The sequence below is a fragment of the Skermanella mucosa genome (assembly GCF_016765655.2).
Lineage (GTDB): Bacteria > Pseudomonadota > Alphaproteobacteria > Azospirillales > Azospirillaceae > Skermanella > Skermanella mucosa.
In genome coordinates, this window is the sequence record NZ_CP086106.1 from 5829861 (window position 1) to 5844488 (window position 14628).

Genomic DNA, 14628 nt, shown 5'->3' on the forward strand with positions numbered 1-14628 from the left:
ATGAACCCCGCCGACGTGATCGCGACGCTGACCCTCCAGGCCGGCTTCAACTCGGCCGTGGTGGTGGTCGGCACCGCCTGCCTGGGGGTGGCGGCCGGCGTCATCGGAAGCTTCATGCTGCTGCGCAAGCGCGCCCTGGTCAGCGACGCGCTGAGCCACGCGACCCTGCCGGGGATAGCCCTGGCCTTCCTGGCCGCGACCTGGCTCGGTCTGGAAGGGCGCAGCCTGCCGGTGCTGCTGGCCGGCGCGCTGTTCAGCGGGGCGCTGGGCGTGCTGGCGATCCAGGCGATCTCCCGCCACACGAGGCTGCCGGAGGACGCCGCCATCGGCGCCGTGCTGAGCGTGTTCTTCGGCGTCGGCGTCGTTCTGCTGAGCCATATCCAGACCCTGCCGACCGGCAACCAGGCGGGGCTGAAGACCTTCATCCTGGGCCAGACCGCCGCCATGAACCGGACCGAGGCGGCGGCGATCGCGGCACTGGCGCTGGCGGCGGTGGCGGCCTCCGCCCTGCTGTTCAAGGAGTTCAGGCTGCTCTGCTTCGATCCCGACTTCGCGGCCGGCCAGGGCTGGCCGACCCGCCGGATCGACCTGGCCCTGATGGGACTGACCACGCTGGTCACGGTGATCGGCCTCCAGACCGTCGGGCTGATCCTGATCATCGCCCTGCTGATCGTGCCGCCGGCGGCGGCCCGTTTCTGGACCGAGCGGCTGGGGGTCATGGTGGTCGTCGCCGCCGTGCTGGGGGGTGCCAGCGGCTGGATCGGCGCCAGCCTGTCGGCGCTGGTGCCGCGCCTGCCGGCGGGCGCCGTGATCGTGCTGGTGGCCGGCGCGCTGTTCACGGCGAGCTTCCTGTTCGCCCCGGCCCGCGGCGTGGTGGCGACGGCGTGGCGGCAGGCCCGCCTGCGCCTCGCCTATGCGGAGCAGGCGGCGCTGGCAGCACGGCTGGCCGGCGACCCGCCCTCGCCGGCGATGCGGCCGTGGCTGCGGCTGCGCGGCTGGCTGCGCGGCGAAGACCTGACCGAGCGGGGGATTGCGGCGGCGAGGGCGGCCGAGCGGAACCGGCGGCTGTGGGAGCGTTTCCTGATGCGCTACCCGACCCTTATCCCGGGACAGGCCAACTGGGGCATCGACCCGATCGACCGGGTGCTGCCCCGCGACCTGGTGCGGGAGCTGGAGGGGCTTCCGGGGGAGACGGCGCGATGATCACCACGCAGGAATTCCTCCAGATCGACCTGCCGGCCATGACCGCGGCGGTGCTCGCCTGCATCAGCTGCGCGCTGGTCGGAAATTTCCTGGTGCTTCGGCGGCAGAGCCTGCTGGGCGACGCGATCAGCCACGCCATCCTGCCCGGCATCGTCGGCGGCTTCCTGCTGACCGGCTCCCGCTTCGGCCCGGGGGTGATCGGCGGGGCGCTGGCGGCGGCGGTCGTCGCGGGCGTGCTGATCGAATCGGTGCGCAGGCTGGGCCGGCTGGACGGGGGTGCTGCCATGGGCGTCGTGTTCACCGTGATGTTCGCGGGCGGCGTGGTGCTGATCGAGCAGGGCGCCGCCCGCGCCGTCGACCTGGACGCCGACTGCGTGCTCTACGGCCAGCTGGAAGCGATCCTGTGGCTGGCGCCGCAGGGCTGGGCCGACCTGGCGGACCCGGCGGTGTGGGCCGACCTGCCGCGCCAGGTGGTGACGCTGGCCCTGGTGACGGCGCTGTGCATCGCCTGCGTCGTCGCTTTCCGGAAGGAACTGGCGCTGACCTCGTTCGACCCGGCGCTGGCGACGACGCTGGGCATTCCCGCCGGATTGTTCCATTACGGGATCGTCGTGCTGGTCGCGGTCGCCGCGATCGCCTCGTTCGAGGCGGTCGGCTCGATCCTGGTGGTCGCGATGCTGATCTGCCCGGCGGCGACGGCGCGCCTGCTGACCGACCGGCTGTCGGTCCAGCTGTGGCTGAGCGTCGCGATCGGCGCCCTGACCGGGGCCGGCGGCTATCTGCTGGGCGCCTTCGGCCCGTCACTGCTGGCCGGCGGCCCGGCCGACGCGCTGAACGCCGCCGGGATGATCGCGACCCTGGCCGGCGTCCTGCTGGCGGCCGCCATCCTGTTCGCGCCACGCCACGGCGTGCTGGCCCGCAACCGGATGTCCGGGCGGGCAGTGGGGCGAGGGGCGGGCCGAGCGGCGGGGTAGGCAAGGCAACGGGATTGTTCCGGATGCGGTGACCCGTTAGGGTGAGGAAACCGGCAATCCGGTGGCAACTCGATCCAACGGTTCATGACCAGACCTGCCGAGCAAGACCCGCGCTTCCGGCCGACCAAGCGGTCCATGGCCCGGTTCATCGCCGTCGTGACCCTGGCCGCGGGCGGCACATTGCTGCCGTCGGACGGCGGCGCCGGCATGATCGTGCTGAAGGCGGCCTGCGCCGCCGCCCTGATCGGGCTGGTCCTGGCCGGGATGGCCGCCGGCGAGCGCAGGGTGCGCGTGGCCCGGGCGGCCGAGCGGCGGACCGACCATGCCCGCCAGGTGCTGGCCGACGCCATCGAGTCGCTGCCCGACGGCATCGCGATCTTCGACCGGGCCGAGCGGCTGGTGATGTCCAACCAGCGATTCCGCGAGCTGAACTCGCCGCCGCCGAGAACGGCCGCCGCCGACCCGGTCCCCGGGGAATCTCTGGCCGAGGCCCCGGTCGGGAGCCCGGAGGAGGACGGTCGCCCGATGCCGGACGGGCGGTGGCTGCGGGTCGACGGAAGGCGGATCGACGGCGGTTACCGCGTGGCCGTCAGCACCGACGTGACGGAGGGACGACGCCGGCAGACCGAGCTGGCCCGGCGCACCCGGCTGCTCGACGGCGTCCTGAACGCCCTGCCCGAGGCGGTCTGCCTGTGGAGCCCCGAGTCGCGGCTGGTCGGATGTAACGTGAAGCTGGTCGAGCTTCTGGACCTGCCGCCGGACCTGCCGACGGCGGGCCGTCCCCTGACGGAGTTCACCGCCTTCCTCGATGCACGGGGCGAGGCGGCGCTGTCCGGCATTCCTCCCGGCGCGGTCGGCATGGCGGGCGTCCGCGAGACGCTGAGCTGGGACCATGTCCGCCCGGACGGCCATGTGCTGGAGGTGACGTCCGCGCCGATGTCCGACGGCGGGCGGCTGGTCCGCTATGCCGACATGACCGCGGCGCGGCGCGCCGGACGGGATCTCGCCGACCGGGAGGAGCGGTTCCGGCGCCTCTCCGCCGCCGCGACGGAAGGGGTGCTGATCCACGACGGCGCCACCGTGATCGACGCCAACGAGGCGGCGGCGGCGCTGTTCGGGATGACCGTGGGTGAGCTGATCGGCTGCCCGGCCGACCGGCTGGCGGCACCCGAGGACTGGGCCGGGCTGCGCGACGCCCTGGCGCTGGAAGGACCGGAGGGTCCGGTATCCGGCGGCGGGTTCCGGCTCCTGCGCCGGGACGGCGGCCGATTCCTGTGCGAGGCGTCGCGACGCCGGGTTGCCTGGCAGGACCGGCCCGCCGCCGCCCTGACGCTGCGCGACGTCACCGAGCGGCAGGACGCGGAGGACCGTCTGCGCGCCGCCCTGGCGAAGGCCGAGCGGGAGGGCCGCGCCCGGTCGGACTATCTGGCCGCGATCGGCCGCGAGGTGCGGCCGGCGCTGAGCGGCGCGCTCGGCACGATCGGCGCGCTGGCGGAAAGCCGGCTGACCGAGCCCCAGCGCGCCCAGGCCGTCGCGGTCCGGGAACTGGTCGAGAACCAGATGGCTACCCTGACCGACATCATCGACCTGGCCCGGCTGGAGGACGGCAGGCTCCGCATCCAGGAGGAGGACTTCGACCTGGTCGACCTGGTGGAGGGGCTGGTCGATACGCTGGCCGGGCAGGCCGCCGCCAAGGGCATCGACCTCGTCGCCGGAGTCCCGGCCGGCGTGCCGTCGGCCCTGCGGGGCGATCCGAAGCGGCTGCGGCAGGTGCTCGCGACCCTGGCCGGAAACGCCGTCAAGTTCACCGAACAAGGGGGCGTCTCGCTGACCGTGACGGCGCCGGCGAGCACCGCCGGTTCCGTGACGTTGCGCTTCGAGGTCGCGGACACCGGAGTCGGCATCCCCGCCGCGGCGCAGCCCCAGGTTTTCGACGGTTTCGGGCTGGGCGGCACGGGAGCGCCGCGCCGGCACGGCGGCAGCGGGCTTCATCTCGCCATCGCCAAGCGGCTGGTCGGCCTGATGGGCGGCGGGATCGGGTTCGACAGCGCCGCCGGCGTCGGCAGCCATTTCTGGTTCACCGTGTCCCTGGCGCGCTCCCCGGACGGCTTTAGGCCGGCCGAGGCCGCATCGTCGCTGGCCGGGAAACGCATCCTGCTGGTCGAGGGGAACGGCGTCAGCCGCGAGGTCCTGACCCGGCAGCTCGCCGACTGGGGCGTCGCGGTCCACGGGGTCGCCAGCGGACGCGCCGCCCTGGAGGCGGTCGCGTCGTCCGGAAGCGGGCGGTCCCAGGGCCGGCCCGCGTTCGACGCCGCCCTGGTCGACGACACCGCCGCGGACCTGCCGGTCGCGACATTGGCGCGCCGTCTCCGCGATGCCGGCGTCGGTCGCCTTGTCCTGCTGTCCGGCATCGGCCGGACGTCGCAGGGTTCGGCCGCTGCCTGGCCGCAGCTGGAATCGGCGGGCTTCTCGGCCGCGGTCCGCAAGCCGGCGCGCCAGGCGGCGCTTCTCGCGGCGTTGCGCGGCGAACCGGTGATGGAGCTGGATCATCCGGGCCTCTCCGCCGCGCCGGAGCGGCCGGCCGGCGACGGGACCGCGTTCGGAAGCGACACCCTGCCGGCGGACGCCCCCCGGCTGCTCCTGGTGGAGGACAGCGTCACCAACCAGCTGGTCGCCGGCACCCTGCTGAAGGTCGCCGGATACCGGGTCGATGTCGCGGCCAATGGGCTGGAAGCGGTCGCCGCGGTCCGCCGGGCGCCCTATCTGCTCGTCCTGATGGACATCGCCATGCCGGAGATGGACGGCATCGCGGCGACGCGCGCGATCCGCGCCCTGCCCGCCCCGGTCGGCGACATCCCGATCATCGCGATGACGGCCAACGCCATGGTCGGCGACCGGGAACGGTTCCTCGATGCCGGGATGAACGATTACGTGCCGAAGCCGATCGAGCGCGTCCATCTGCTCGACACGATCGCCCGCTGGCTGCCCACGACCGTCCCGGCGACGCCGGCCGGCATCGCGGAGGCCGGAAACCCGGGCACGGCGGCCGAGCCCGCGGAAGGCGAGCTGCTCGACACCGGCGTGCTCGACCAGCTCAAGCAAGATCTCGACGAGACGATCCTGCCGGACCTGATCGACGCATTCCTGTCGGAAGCCCGGGGACGGGTGCAGCGCATCGTCGACGGCTCCGCCGCCGGAGTGCTGGAAACGGTGGCACGGGAAGCCCACACGCTGAAGAGCTCCGCCGGCACCTTCGGCGCCGTCCGGCTCGCCGACGCGGTCCGCGCGATCGAGCGCGCCTGCCAAGCTGGCGACGCGTCGACGGTGCAGCGGATCGGCGCCGGGATTCCCGCCCTGCTCGAGGCGACGGCACGCGCCTATGACGGCCTGGGCGCGGTCGCGCGCGCCTGAGGGGCGCAGGCGGTCCACCCACCGGGCGTCCCGACGGCCATCCCGCCGATCGTAATATCACTTTTATTTAAAATATCGCGTAAAGGCCTACCGGCTCTGGCCCTTTGCACAAGAGGGCATTTGATTTCCTGACGCTATGATCCGGTCCGCGAAGACATTCCTTGCCTATTCTGAAGGAAAGACTCGCAACCCATCAAGGGAATGCCGGAACAATTACTTTAGAAAAAGTAAATAGCATGAAACTCTGTCCTGAAATGCTGCTTCGAGCGCTTGATGTCAGCGAGCTTGCCCATACCGTCAGCTCCCTCAAGGGCGACATGCCCCTGCTCTATGCCAACCAGGCCTTCCTGGATATGACGGGATATGGCCGGGACGAGGTGGTCGGCCGGAACTGCAGGTTCCTCCAGGGACCGCTGACCGAAGTTTCCGCGCTTTCCCGGATCCGCGACGGCATCGCGGCCCGAGAGACCGTCCAGGTGAACCTGGTCAACTACCGCAAGGACGGAAGCACCTTCGTCAATCATCTCTACCTGGCCCCGGTGCCGGACGCCTCGGGCACGCCCATCGCCTACATGGGCATCCAGTCGAACGTCACCCCGCTGCACCAGCGGCTTCGGCTGGACCATGAGCGGGAGAAGCTGGCGGCGCTGGGCCGCCTGACCGCCGGGATCAGCCACGAGATCAAGAACGCCCTCCAGCCGATCCGGCTGATGGCGGAGATCCTGGAGGATTGGGAGAGCCTGCGCCCGGACGACATCCGCCGGTCCCTGGCCACGCTTCGGACCAACCTGGACATCGCCCTCCAACTGACCACCGACGTCCTGGGCGTGGCCCGGAATCCGTCCCATCGGGGCGCGGACGCCGTCGCCGCGACGGTGCTGGCCGCCGAGACAAGGCGGTTTGTGGAGGGGATCGTGCCCGACACGGTCCGGCTCCGGATCGTTGACATCCCGTCCGGCGGCACACCGGGCTCGGTGACGATAACGGTCCGGCATTTCCTCCAGGTGATCGGGAACCTGGTCACCAACGCCGTCGACGCCATGCAGGGGCGTGGCGACCTGACGATCCGCTGGGGCCGCCGTGGCCTGTTACCCGGCGAGGCGGAGGGCCTGGGCCTCCTTCCCGGCGACTATCTGCGGATCGACATCCTGGATACCGGATGCGGCGTCGAGGAACGGCACCTGGGCGAACTGTTCGAGACCTTCTTCACGACCAAGCCGCGCGACGAGGGGACCGGACTGGGACTGGCGGTCAGCCAGTCGATCGTGCGCGAGGCCGGCGGAACCATCACCGCCAGCAGCCAGGCTCCCGGCGGCAGCACTTTCTCGATCCACCTTCCAACGATCCACGAGGCATAGGAACATTCCATGGCACACATACTGCTGATCGAGGACATGCCGGGGGTGCGGGACGCGCTCGGCGTAGTCCTGACCATCGCCGGCCACCGGATCGACACGGCGGGCGACGGCGAGGAGGGCTTGGCCAAGATCAGGGCCAATACCTACGACATGGTCGTCTGCGACATCGTCATGCCCAGGAAGGACGGCACCTCGGTGATCATCGAGGCCAAGGCAGCCAGGCCGGCCCTGCCGATCCTGGCGGTGTCCGGGGGAGCCGGCGGCGTGACCGCCCGGCAGGCGCTGCTGGTGGCCTCCGCCAGGGCGGACCGCACCCTGGAAAAACCCTTCTCCCGCGAGGATCTGCTGACCGCGGTCCGCGAAATCCTTTCCTCTCCCGCCTGAACGAGCGCCATCATGCCCAACTTCTTCCGCAGCCTGAAGATCGGTTCCCGAATCTACGTCCTGACCGCCATGTCGCTGGCCTTCCTGTGCCTGGTCGCGGCGATCAGCTTCACCAGCATGGTCCGGATCGGCCATGAGCTGACCCAGGTCGCCGACCGCAGCATGCCGATCAGCGCCCTGCTGCGCCAGATCACCACCCACCAGCTGGAACAGGCGGTCCTGTTCGAACGGATGCTGCGGGAGGGCGAGATCAGCGTCGCGGAGAACCGGCTGGACCAGGTCGCCGCCGAGTTCAGCCGGCTGTCGCACCAGATGGACGAGGAGATCGTCCGGCTCGAACGGATGATCGGGGAAGCGCGGGCGGCCTCCGACGGGGCCGACATGAGGAGTTTCGAGGAGCAGGTCAGGCAGATCGAGGAACGCCATGCCCGGTACGAGAAGGGCGCCGAGGCGATCCTGCAGCGCATCCGGGAGTCCGGCACCCGCACCGTGCCGACGACCGTCACCGCGCTGATGACGCTCGCGGAGGACCTGGAAAAGGAACAGGAGGCGCTCGACCATGCCATCATCGACCTGATGGAGAATGTCTCCGCATCGACCGAAATGGCGGTCCGGCGCGCCCGGGACGACGAGGCGCGGGCGACGATGCTGATCGCGAGCCTGTCGGGCATCATCCTGATCCTGGCCGGCGCCCTGTCGATCCTGATCGCGCGCAGCATCACCAAGCCGGTGAGCAAGCTGACGAACGCCATGAAGGACCTCGCCGGCGGCAACCTGGAGACCGAGATCGTCACGCCCTATTTCCGCGACGAGGTCCACGAGATGTCGGCGACCATGAAGGTGTTCCGCGCCGACATGGCCAAGGCACGCGAACTGGAAACCCTGCAGCGGCGGGAGCGCGCCAAGCGGCAGCGCCAGGGCGAGGAACTGAGCCAGCTCGTCGGCATCTTCGGCGCCAGCATCGGCGCCGTGTTCAACCGGATCGGCTCGTCATCCAAGGCGATGGTCGATGAGGCGACGACCATGACGCGCCAGAGCGGCGACACCCTGAGCATGGCCGACCAGGTCGCCGGCGAGGCGAGCCACTCCTCGGAAAGCGCCGGCACGCTCGCCAGCGCGTCGGAGGAGATGCTGGTCAGCGCGCAGGAGATCGGCCGGCAGATCGCCAGGTCGGCCGACGTGGTGAACAGGGCCGTCGCGGCCGCCGACGCCGCCCGCGACGAGGTCGGCCGGCTTCAGGAGACGGCCGTGCAGATCGAGCAGGTCGTCGAGCTGATCCGGAACATCTCGAAACAGACCAACCTGCTGGCGCTCAACGCCACGATCGAGGCGAGCCGCGCCGGCGACGCCGGGAAGGGGTTCGCGGTGGTCGCGGCGGAGGTGAAGCAGCTGGCGACCCAGACCACGCGGGCCACCGAGGAGATCGGCGCCAGGATCGGCGGCGTCCGGCAGGTCTCGACCTCCTCCGCGGGCGCGATCACGGAGATCGCCGAGCTGATCGGGGAGGTCAACAGCTACATCTCCGGCATCGTGTCGGCCGTGCAGGAGCAGGATGCGACCCTGAACGAGATGGTCCGCAACATCGACTTCGTCGCGCGGAGTTCCGGCACGGTCACCGACAGCGTGGGACGGATCAAGGGACAGGCGGTGACGGTGGGCTCCAGCGCCGCGGGCGTCAGCCGCTTCGCCACCGAGCTGAGGGACGAGTCTTCCAGCCTGAGCCAGGAAATGGAAACCTTCCTGAAGGCCATGCGCAACACCAACGCCGACGACGACACCTTCACGACCTACCGGATCGATCGGGCCGCGGAGGCTGCCCTCGGCACCGGCACGTGGCGTGGACGGGTGGAGGAGATCTCGAGCGCCCACGCCGTCCTATCCCCGGCGCTGCCGGGTCCCACCGGAGAGCTGATCAGGATCGGCATCGACGGGATAGCCGGCGACCTGCGGGCTCGGGTGGCCGTGACCGAAGGCTGCCGGACCACCATCCAGTTCCCGCTCGACCTGGAGCATCTCCAGCGGATGCGGACGCATGTCGCGGCGCTGGGGCTGGGCGGGGAGCCGGGAAGCGGAAGCCGGGCGGCATGACGAACGGCCGGAAACCGGTTTCCGGCACCGGTCGCGACAGCGGAGGCAAAGAAGAAGGGAGGAAGACCGCCGTCTTCCTCCCGCGTTTCGAAGTCTGGAGATCGATCTCTCGTTGTCTCAAGGGGACGATCGGTACCGCTTCGTCGCCTCGGAGGGATGATCAATCCAGGAGGCTGATGTTGACCGCCGCTTCCTTGCCGTTATTTCCGCGCGCCAGTTCATAGCTGACCTTCTGGCCTTCGTTGAGGCCCCGGATACCCGAGCGTTCGAGGGCGGAGATGTGGACGAAGACATCCTTCACGCCATTCTCGGGTGCGATGAATCCGTAACCTTTGGTAGCATTGAACCACTTAACCGTGCCAGTCGCCATGACTGTAACTCCCTGGTCGTCTTAGGCTAGTGCAGCCGGCATTCCCTGGTGATGCAGGCTGTATCGTCGGGCCGGAACCCAACTTCGTGATCGATGGTGGAGCAGTCCGCCCTTGATATTTATTGCGGCGCAGCGAAAACCCGAACCATGGATGACTTGAAAATTACGCTACCGACTTGAGTTGAGTGGCACAAGCATAGAGTCCGCGAATATGTCTTTTTGCTCGCTCAGCTATGGTCCAAAGTGATTTTCCCTATGTCCAAAGAGCACGACTTGGGACTCGCCGCCGATTAGTGGTCTTGCACGGACTGGTGGTCCTGCAAGGTGGTCCTGACAGGGGAATCTCGAAATAAAATGGCACCGATGGTCGACAGGAGCCGACCTGGGGTCGTACCGGCGATGTAGCGGTCAGGCCCGGCCTTCGGCTTCCCAGGCCATGCGCTTGCGGTAGATGGTCGAGGCGCTGATGCCGAGCAGCGCCGCCGCCCGGGGTATGTTGCCGTCGCAGGCGGCGATGGCTTCCTCGATCGCTTCCTTTTCGACCAGCCACAGCGGCCGGATCGGCCGGGGCTCGGCGACGGCGGCCGCCTGGCCGCCCTGAGGCTCCTGAACCTGGGTGCCCGGCCCCTGCGGCCCCGGACCCTGCGCTCCGAAACCCCGGGGCGCCGCCGGGGAATCCTCGGCCGGAGCGGCGTAGCGGTTCGGGGGCTGGAGCTGGAGTGCCGAATGCTGGTTCAGCGGCGGCGGCAGCATCGCCGCCGTGACCTCCGCCCCGTCGTGCAACACCACCACATTGCGGATCACGTTCTGCAGCTGCCGCACGTTGCCGGGCCAGTGGTAGTGCCGCAGCACCTGCTCGACGGCAGGGTGGAAGTGGCTGAAGCCCTTGCCCTCCTCCGCCGCGTAGTCGATCAGGAACTGGCGCGCGATGTCCAGCACGTCGTCCTCGCGCTCGCGGAGCGGCGGCAGATGGACCGGGATCACGTGCAGGCGGTAATAGAGGTCTTCGCGGAAGCGGTTCTCCTCGACCTCGCGCAGGGGGTCGCGGTTGGTGGCGCACAGGATGCGCAGGTCCACCTTCTCCATCCGGGTGCCGCCGACCTTCTGGAAGGTGCCGGTCTGGATGAAGCGGAGCAGCTTGGTCTGGAGCCCCAGCTCCATCTCGCAGATCTCGTCCAGGAACAGCGTTCCCCCGTCGGCCCGGGCGGCCGCCCCCTCCCGCTCGGCCACGGCGCCGGTGAAGGCGCCCTTCGCGTGGCCGAAGATCTCGCTCTCCATCAGCTCCTTCGGGATCGCGCCGCAATTGATCGCGACGAACGGCTTGTCGCGGCGCGGGCTCTGCCGGTGTATGGCCTCCGCGCAGACTTCCTTGCCGGTGCCCGACTCGCCGGTGATGAACACGGTGGCCCGGCTGGCCGCCGCGCTGTCGATGATCCGGTAGACCGCCTGCATCGGGAACGAGCTGCCGATGAAGCCGTGGAAGCGGCTGCGGCCGAGCTCGTCGGTGAAGGTGTCGACGATCTGGGCCAGGCGCAGCCGCTCGACCGCGTTGCGGACGGTGACCAGCAGCCGGTCCGCCGTGAAGGGCTTGACGACGAAATCGTAGGCGCCGTACCGCATCGCCTCCACCGCGAGGTTGACGGAGGCGTGCGCGGTGATGACGACCACCGCGGTCGGAATCTGCTGGCCGGAGACGTGCTTCAGGATCTCCATGCCGTTCATGTCGGGCAACTGGAGGTCGAGCAGCACGACCTGGGGCACGGTTTCCCGCAGGGCTTCCAGGGCGGCGGCGCCAGTCTCCACGGTTTCGACCGTGAAGGCGGCCTTCTTCAGATATTCGGCGTAGACACGGGCCAGGGAGGGAGTGTCTTCGACCAGCAGAACCTTGGCGATGACGATGATCTTCCTGTCGCTCGGATGAACATTGATGATCGGCACCCTACCCGATTTCGTCGAACCGGAGCAACGTTCCGGTGGTACGGCAGACAGATTGCACGAAGGGGCAATCCCTGCCAACGTTAGGCGGCCGCGGCGCGGGAGATCGCGCCGGGCAGAGTGACGGCTTTGAACCAAAAGAGAAAAATTGGAGGAATGATGCGCCTGGCCAACAAAATCGCCATCGTCACCGGGGCCGGATCGGGATTCGGCGAAGGCATCGCCCGGACCTTCGCGCGCGAGGGGGCCAGCGTCGTGGTCAACGACCTGGACGAGGACCGGGGCCGCCGGGTCGCCGACTCGATCTCGTCGGGGCGGGAGGGCGCCGCGATGTTCTTCAAGGCCGACGTCACCGACGACGGCGCTGTCAAGGCCATGGTCGAGGCCGCCTGCGAGCGGTTCGGCGGGCTGGACATCATGGTCAACAATGCCGGCTACACCCACCGCAACAAGCCGATGCTGGAGGTGACCGAGGCGGAATTCGACCGGATCTACGCGGTCAACGTCAAGGCCCTGTTCCTGGCGGCCCGGCACGTGGTGCCCGTGCTGGAGCGGCGCGGCGGCGGCGTGATCCTGACCACCGCGTCGACCGCCGGCCTCCGGCCGCGCCCGGGGCTGACCTGGTACAACAGTTCCAAGGGAGCGGCGATCGTCGCCACCAAGTCCATGGCGGTGGAACTGGCGCCGCTGAAGATCCGGGTCAACGCGCTGTGCCCGGTGATCGGGGACACCGGCATGATCCAGGACTTCATGGGCGAGGACACGCCGGAGCGGCGGCGCCAGTTCACCGCGACCATCCCGCTCGGCCGCATGAGCCGGCCCGACGACATCGCCAACGCGGCGCTCTACCTGGCGTCGGACGAGGCCGAGTTCATCACCGGAGTGGCGCTGGAAGTGGACGGGGGCCGCTGCATATAAGTTTGGTTGCAATGGACACGGTAGCGGCTACAAGGGTCGGCGTACCGGCATCCCGCCAGGAGATTTGCCAGGAGATCTGAGTGCCGACTTTCGAGATTCCTCCCGAAGTTCCAGCCCCGGACGCCGCCGCCCGACGGATCGCGGAACTGGAGGAGCGTCTGCGGGCGGAAACCGCGGCGCGCCTGCGGGCCGAGGAGGCGGCCGACGACTGGCGGAGGCGGTACGAGGCGACGGTGATGGCCGCCGGCCACGTCTTCTACGACTGGGACGCGCGGACCGACGGCATGTCCTGGGGCGGCGGCTGCGAGGAGGTGCTGGGCTGGACCGCGGAGGAGCTGGCCGAAGGCGGCCTGGCCCATACCATCGAGTTGATCCACCCCGACGACCGCGCCGCCTTCGAGCGGGAGATCGCCCATGTCCGCGCCACCCGGACGCCGTTCCACCTGGAATACCGGTTCCGTCACAAGGACGGGCGCTGGATGACCATGCAGGACGACGGGCGCTTCTTCTTCGATGCCGAGGGCGAGCCCATGCGCATGCTGGGCTTCCTGATCGACATGACCGGACGCAAGGCGATCGAGGCGGAACTGCTGCGCCAGGCCGCCGAGCTGGACGCGGTGATCGAGAGCATCCCCGACGCGGTCTATGTCGGGACCTCGGCCGGCATCGCGCGCTGCAATCGCCGCGCCCTGGACATGCTGGGCCTGGACAGCCTGGAGGAGCTGAACCACCCGGTGCCGGAGCTGGCGGAGCTGATCCAGGTCCGCGACGCCCGCAACGGGGTGCCGCTGCGCACCGACGAGCAGGCCTTCATGCGGGCCTTGGCGGGGGAACGGACCGTTCGGGACGTGCTGGTCCGCAACGTCAGGACCGGCCGCGACTTGGTGCTCCGGTCGGCGGCGGCGCCGATCCGGCTGGGCGATTCGATCCTGGGGGCGGTCGCGATCAATACCGACGTGACCCAGGCCAGCGACGACGGCCGCCGGCTGCTGGAAAGCGAGCTTCGGCTGAGGCTCGCGGTGGAAGCCGCCGACCTGGGCACCTGGGTGATCGACCCGCGGAGCGGCACGGTGGAGGCCTCCGAGCGCTGCAAGACCATGCTGGGCCTGGATCCCGACGCGGTCATCAGCATCGACACCCGGCTGGAGCTGATCGATCCCGAATACCGCAGGGCGGTCAGGGAGGCCCTTCGGCGGGCCTGCGATCCCGGGGGCGACGGGCGGTTCGACCTGGAGTTCCGGGTCCGCCGGCCGGACGGATCGGTCCGCTGGATCGCGTCGCGCGGCCGCAGCCAGTTCGCCGAGGCCGGCGGCGTCCGGAAGGCGGTCCGGATCGACGGCACCGTGCGCGACGTGACCCGGCGCCGCCGCGCCGACGAGCACCAGAAGACCCTGCTGGCGGAGCTGAGCCACAGGGTCAAGAACACGCTGGCGATCGTCCAGGCGATCGCCTCGCAGACCCTGCGGCGGAGTTCGAGCCGGGAGGACTTCGTCCAGTCCTTCTCCGGCCGGCTCGGCGCGCTGTCCCGGGCCCACAGCCTGCTGACCGACCAGAACTGGGAAGCGGCCTATCTGCCCGACCTGGTCGCCCAGACATTGGAACCCTATCGGGCCAACGGCACCGCGATCCGGCTGGAGCTTCAGCCGGTCGCGCTGAACCCGGCGGGCGCCGTGGCGCTCGCCATGGTGTTCCACGAACTGACCACCAACGCGGCCAAGTACGGCGCGCTGTCCGATCCCGGCGGGGGGCTGGCGGTCGACGGCGTGCTGGAGATCGCGCCGGCGGGCCGCCGACTGACGGTCCGCTGGATCGAGACGACCCGGCGGCCGGGCGGCACGGCGACCGGGCGCGGATTCGGCATGAACCTGATCGAGCGGACCGTCGCCGGCCAGCTCGACGGGGAGGTGGAGTTCGACTGGCGCGCCGACGGGCTGCTCTGCCGCATGGCGCTGCCGTGGGAGTCGGTCGCGGGACCGTGAGGACGGCC

General features: G+C 69.9%; 10 protein-coding genes. 8 read left to right on the forward strand and 2 right to left on the reverse strand.

Annotated elements, in window-relative coordinates; all coding sequences use genetic code 11:
* From JL100_RS26990 to JL100_RS27015, 6 genes are all read left to right on the forward strand, one after another.
* The gene (locus tag JL100_RS26990; RefSeq protein ID WP_202683500.1) at nucleotides 1-1203 is read left to right on the forward strand and encodes a metal ABC transporter permease; all 1203 of its coding nucleotides are present in this window, start codon (nucleotides 1-3) and stop codon (nucleotides 1201-1203) included.
* Nucleotides 1200-2177, forward strand: coding sequence for a metal ABC transporter permease (locus JL100_RS26995; RefSeq protein ID WP_202683499.1), 978 nt, complete (start codon nucleotides 1200-1202; stop codon nucleotides 2175-2177). The genes JL100_RS26990 and JL100_RS26995 overlap by 4 nt, the downstream gene beginning before the upstream one ends.
* A gap of 84 nt (nucleotides 2178-2261) precedes the next feature.
* On the forward strand, nucleotides 2262-5588 hold the full coding sequence (locus JL100_RS27000) for a PAS-domain containing protein (RefSeq protein ID WP_202683498.1): 3327 nt from the start codon (nucleotides 2262-2264) through the stop codon (nucleotides 5586-5588).
* A gap of 236 nt (nucleotides 5589-5824) precedes the next feature.
* Nucleotides 5825-6946 carry an ATP-binding protein gene (locus JL100_RS27005; RefSeq protein WP_202683497.1) on the forward strand — a complete coding sequence of 374 codons (1122 nt, stop codon included), beginning with the start codon at nucleotides 5825-5827 and terminating at the stop codon, nucleotides 6944-6946.
* A 9-nt stretch (nucleotides 6947-6955) separates the two neighbouring features.
* Nucleotides 6956-7330, forward strand: coding sequence for a response regulator (locus tag JL100_RS27010; RefSeq protein ID WP_202683496.1), 375 nt, complete (start codon nucleotides 6956-6958; stop codon nucleotides 7328-7330).
* 12 nt (nucleotides 7331-7342) lie between these two features.
* Nucleotides 7343-9418 carry a methyl-accepting chemotaxis protein gene (locus tag JL100_RS27015; protein ID WP_202683495.1) on the forward strand — a complete coding sequence of 692 codons (2076 nt, stop codon included), beginning with the start codon at nucleotides 7343-7345 and terminating at the stop codon, nucleotides 9416-9418.
* Nucleotides 9419-9578: 160 nt separating this feature from the next.
* Here the strand turns inward: JL100_RS27015 and JL100_RS27020 are convergent, their stop codons facing one another.
* Both JL100_RS27020 and JL100_RS27025 read right to left on the reverse strand, forming a co-directional pair.
* Complete coding sequence (locus JL100_RS27020) at nucleotides 9579-9788, reverse strand: cold-shock protein (RefSeq protein ID WP_158047568.1); 210 nt, start codon at nucleotides 9786-9788, stop codon at nucleotides 9579-9581.
* A 408-nt stretch (nucleotides 9789-10196) separates the two neighbouring features.
* Nucleotides 10197-11726 carry a sigma-54-dependent transcriptional regulator gene (locus JL100_RS27025; RefSeq protein ID WP_228420928.1) on the reverse strand — a complete coding sequence of 510 codons (1530 nt, stop codon included), beginning with the start codon at nucleotides 11724-11726 and terminating at the stop codon, nucleotides 10197-10199.
* A gap of 156 nt (nucleotides 11727-11882) precedes the next feature.
* On the opposite strand from JL100_RS27025, the gene JL100_RS27030 reads away from it, so the two are divergent.
* Nucleotides 11883-12641 carry an SDR family oxidoreductase gene (locus JL100_RS27030; RefSeq protein ID WP_202683589.1) on the forward strand — a complete coding sequence of 253 codons (759 nt, stop codon included), beginning with the start codon at nucleotides 11883-11885 and terminating at the stop codon, nucleotides 12639-12641.
* Nucleotides 12642-12721: 80 nt separating this feature from the next.
* On the forward strand, nucleotides 12722-14620 hold the full coding sequence (locus JL100_RS27035; protein WP_202683494.1) for a PAS domain-containing protein: 1899 nt from the start codon (nucleotides 12722-12724) through the stop codon (nucleotides 14618-14620).
* Nucleotides 14621-14628 lie beyond the last annotated feature (8 nt).

Excerpts from the sequence above, each read along its gene's own strand:
- JL100_RS26990 (WP_202683500.1), top strand. The coding sequence starts at position 1 with ATGAACCCCGCCGACGTGATCGCGACGCTGACCCTCCAGGCCGGCTTC.
- JL100_RS26995 (WP_202683499.1), top strand. The coding sequence starts at position 1,200 with ATGATCACCACGCAGGAATTCCTCCAGATCGACCTGCCGGCCATGACC.
- JL100_RS27000 (WP_202683498.1), top strand. The coding sequence starts at position 2,262 with ATGACCAGACCTGCCGAGCAAGACCCGCGCTTCCGGCCGACCAAGCGG.
- JL100_RS27005 (WP_202683497.1), top strand. The coding sequence starts at position 5,825 with ATGAAACTCTGTCCTGAAATGCTGCTTCGAGCGCTTGATGTCAGCGAG.
- JL100_RS27010 (WP_202683496.1), top strand. The coding sequence starts at position 6,956 with ATGGCACACATACTGCTGATCGAGGACATGCCGGGGGTGCGGGACGCG.
- JL100_RS27015 (WP_202683495.1), top strand. The coding sequence starts at position 7,343 with ATGCCCAACTTCTTCCGCAGCCTGAAGATCGGTTCCCGAATCTACGTC.
- JL100_RS27020 (WP_158047568.1), bottom strand. The coding sequence starts at position 9,788 with ATGGCGACTGGCACGGTTAAGTGGTTCAATGCTACCAAAGGTTACGGA.
- JL100_RS27030 (WP_202683589.1), top strand. The coding sequence starts at position 11,883 with ATGCGCCTGGCCAACAAAATCGCCATCGTCACCGGGGCCGGATCGGGA.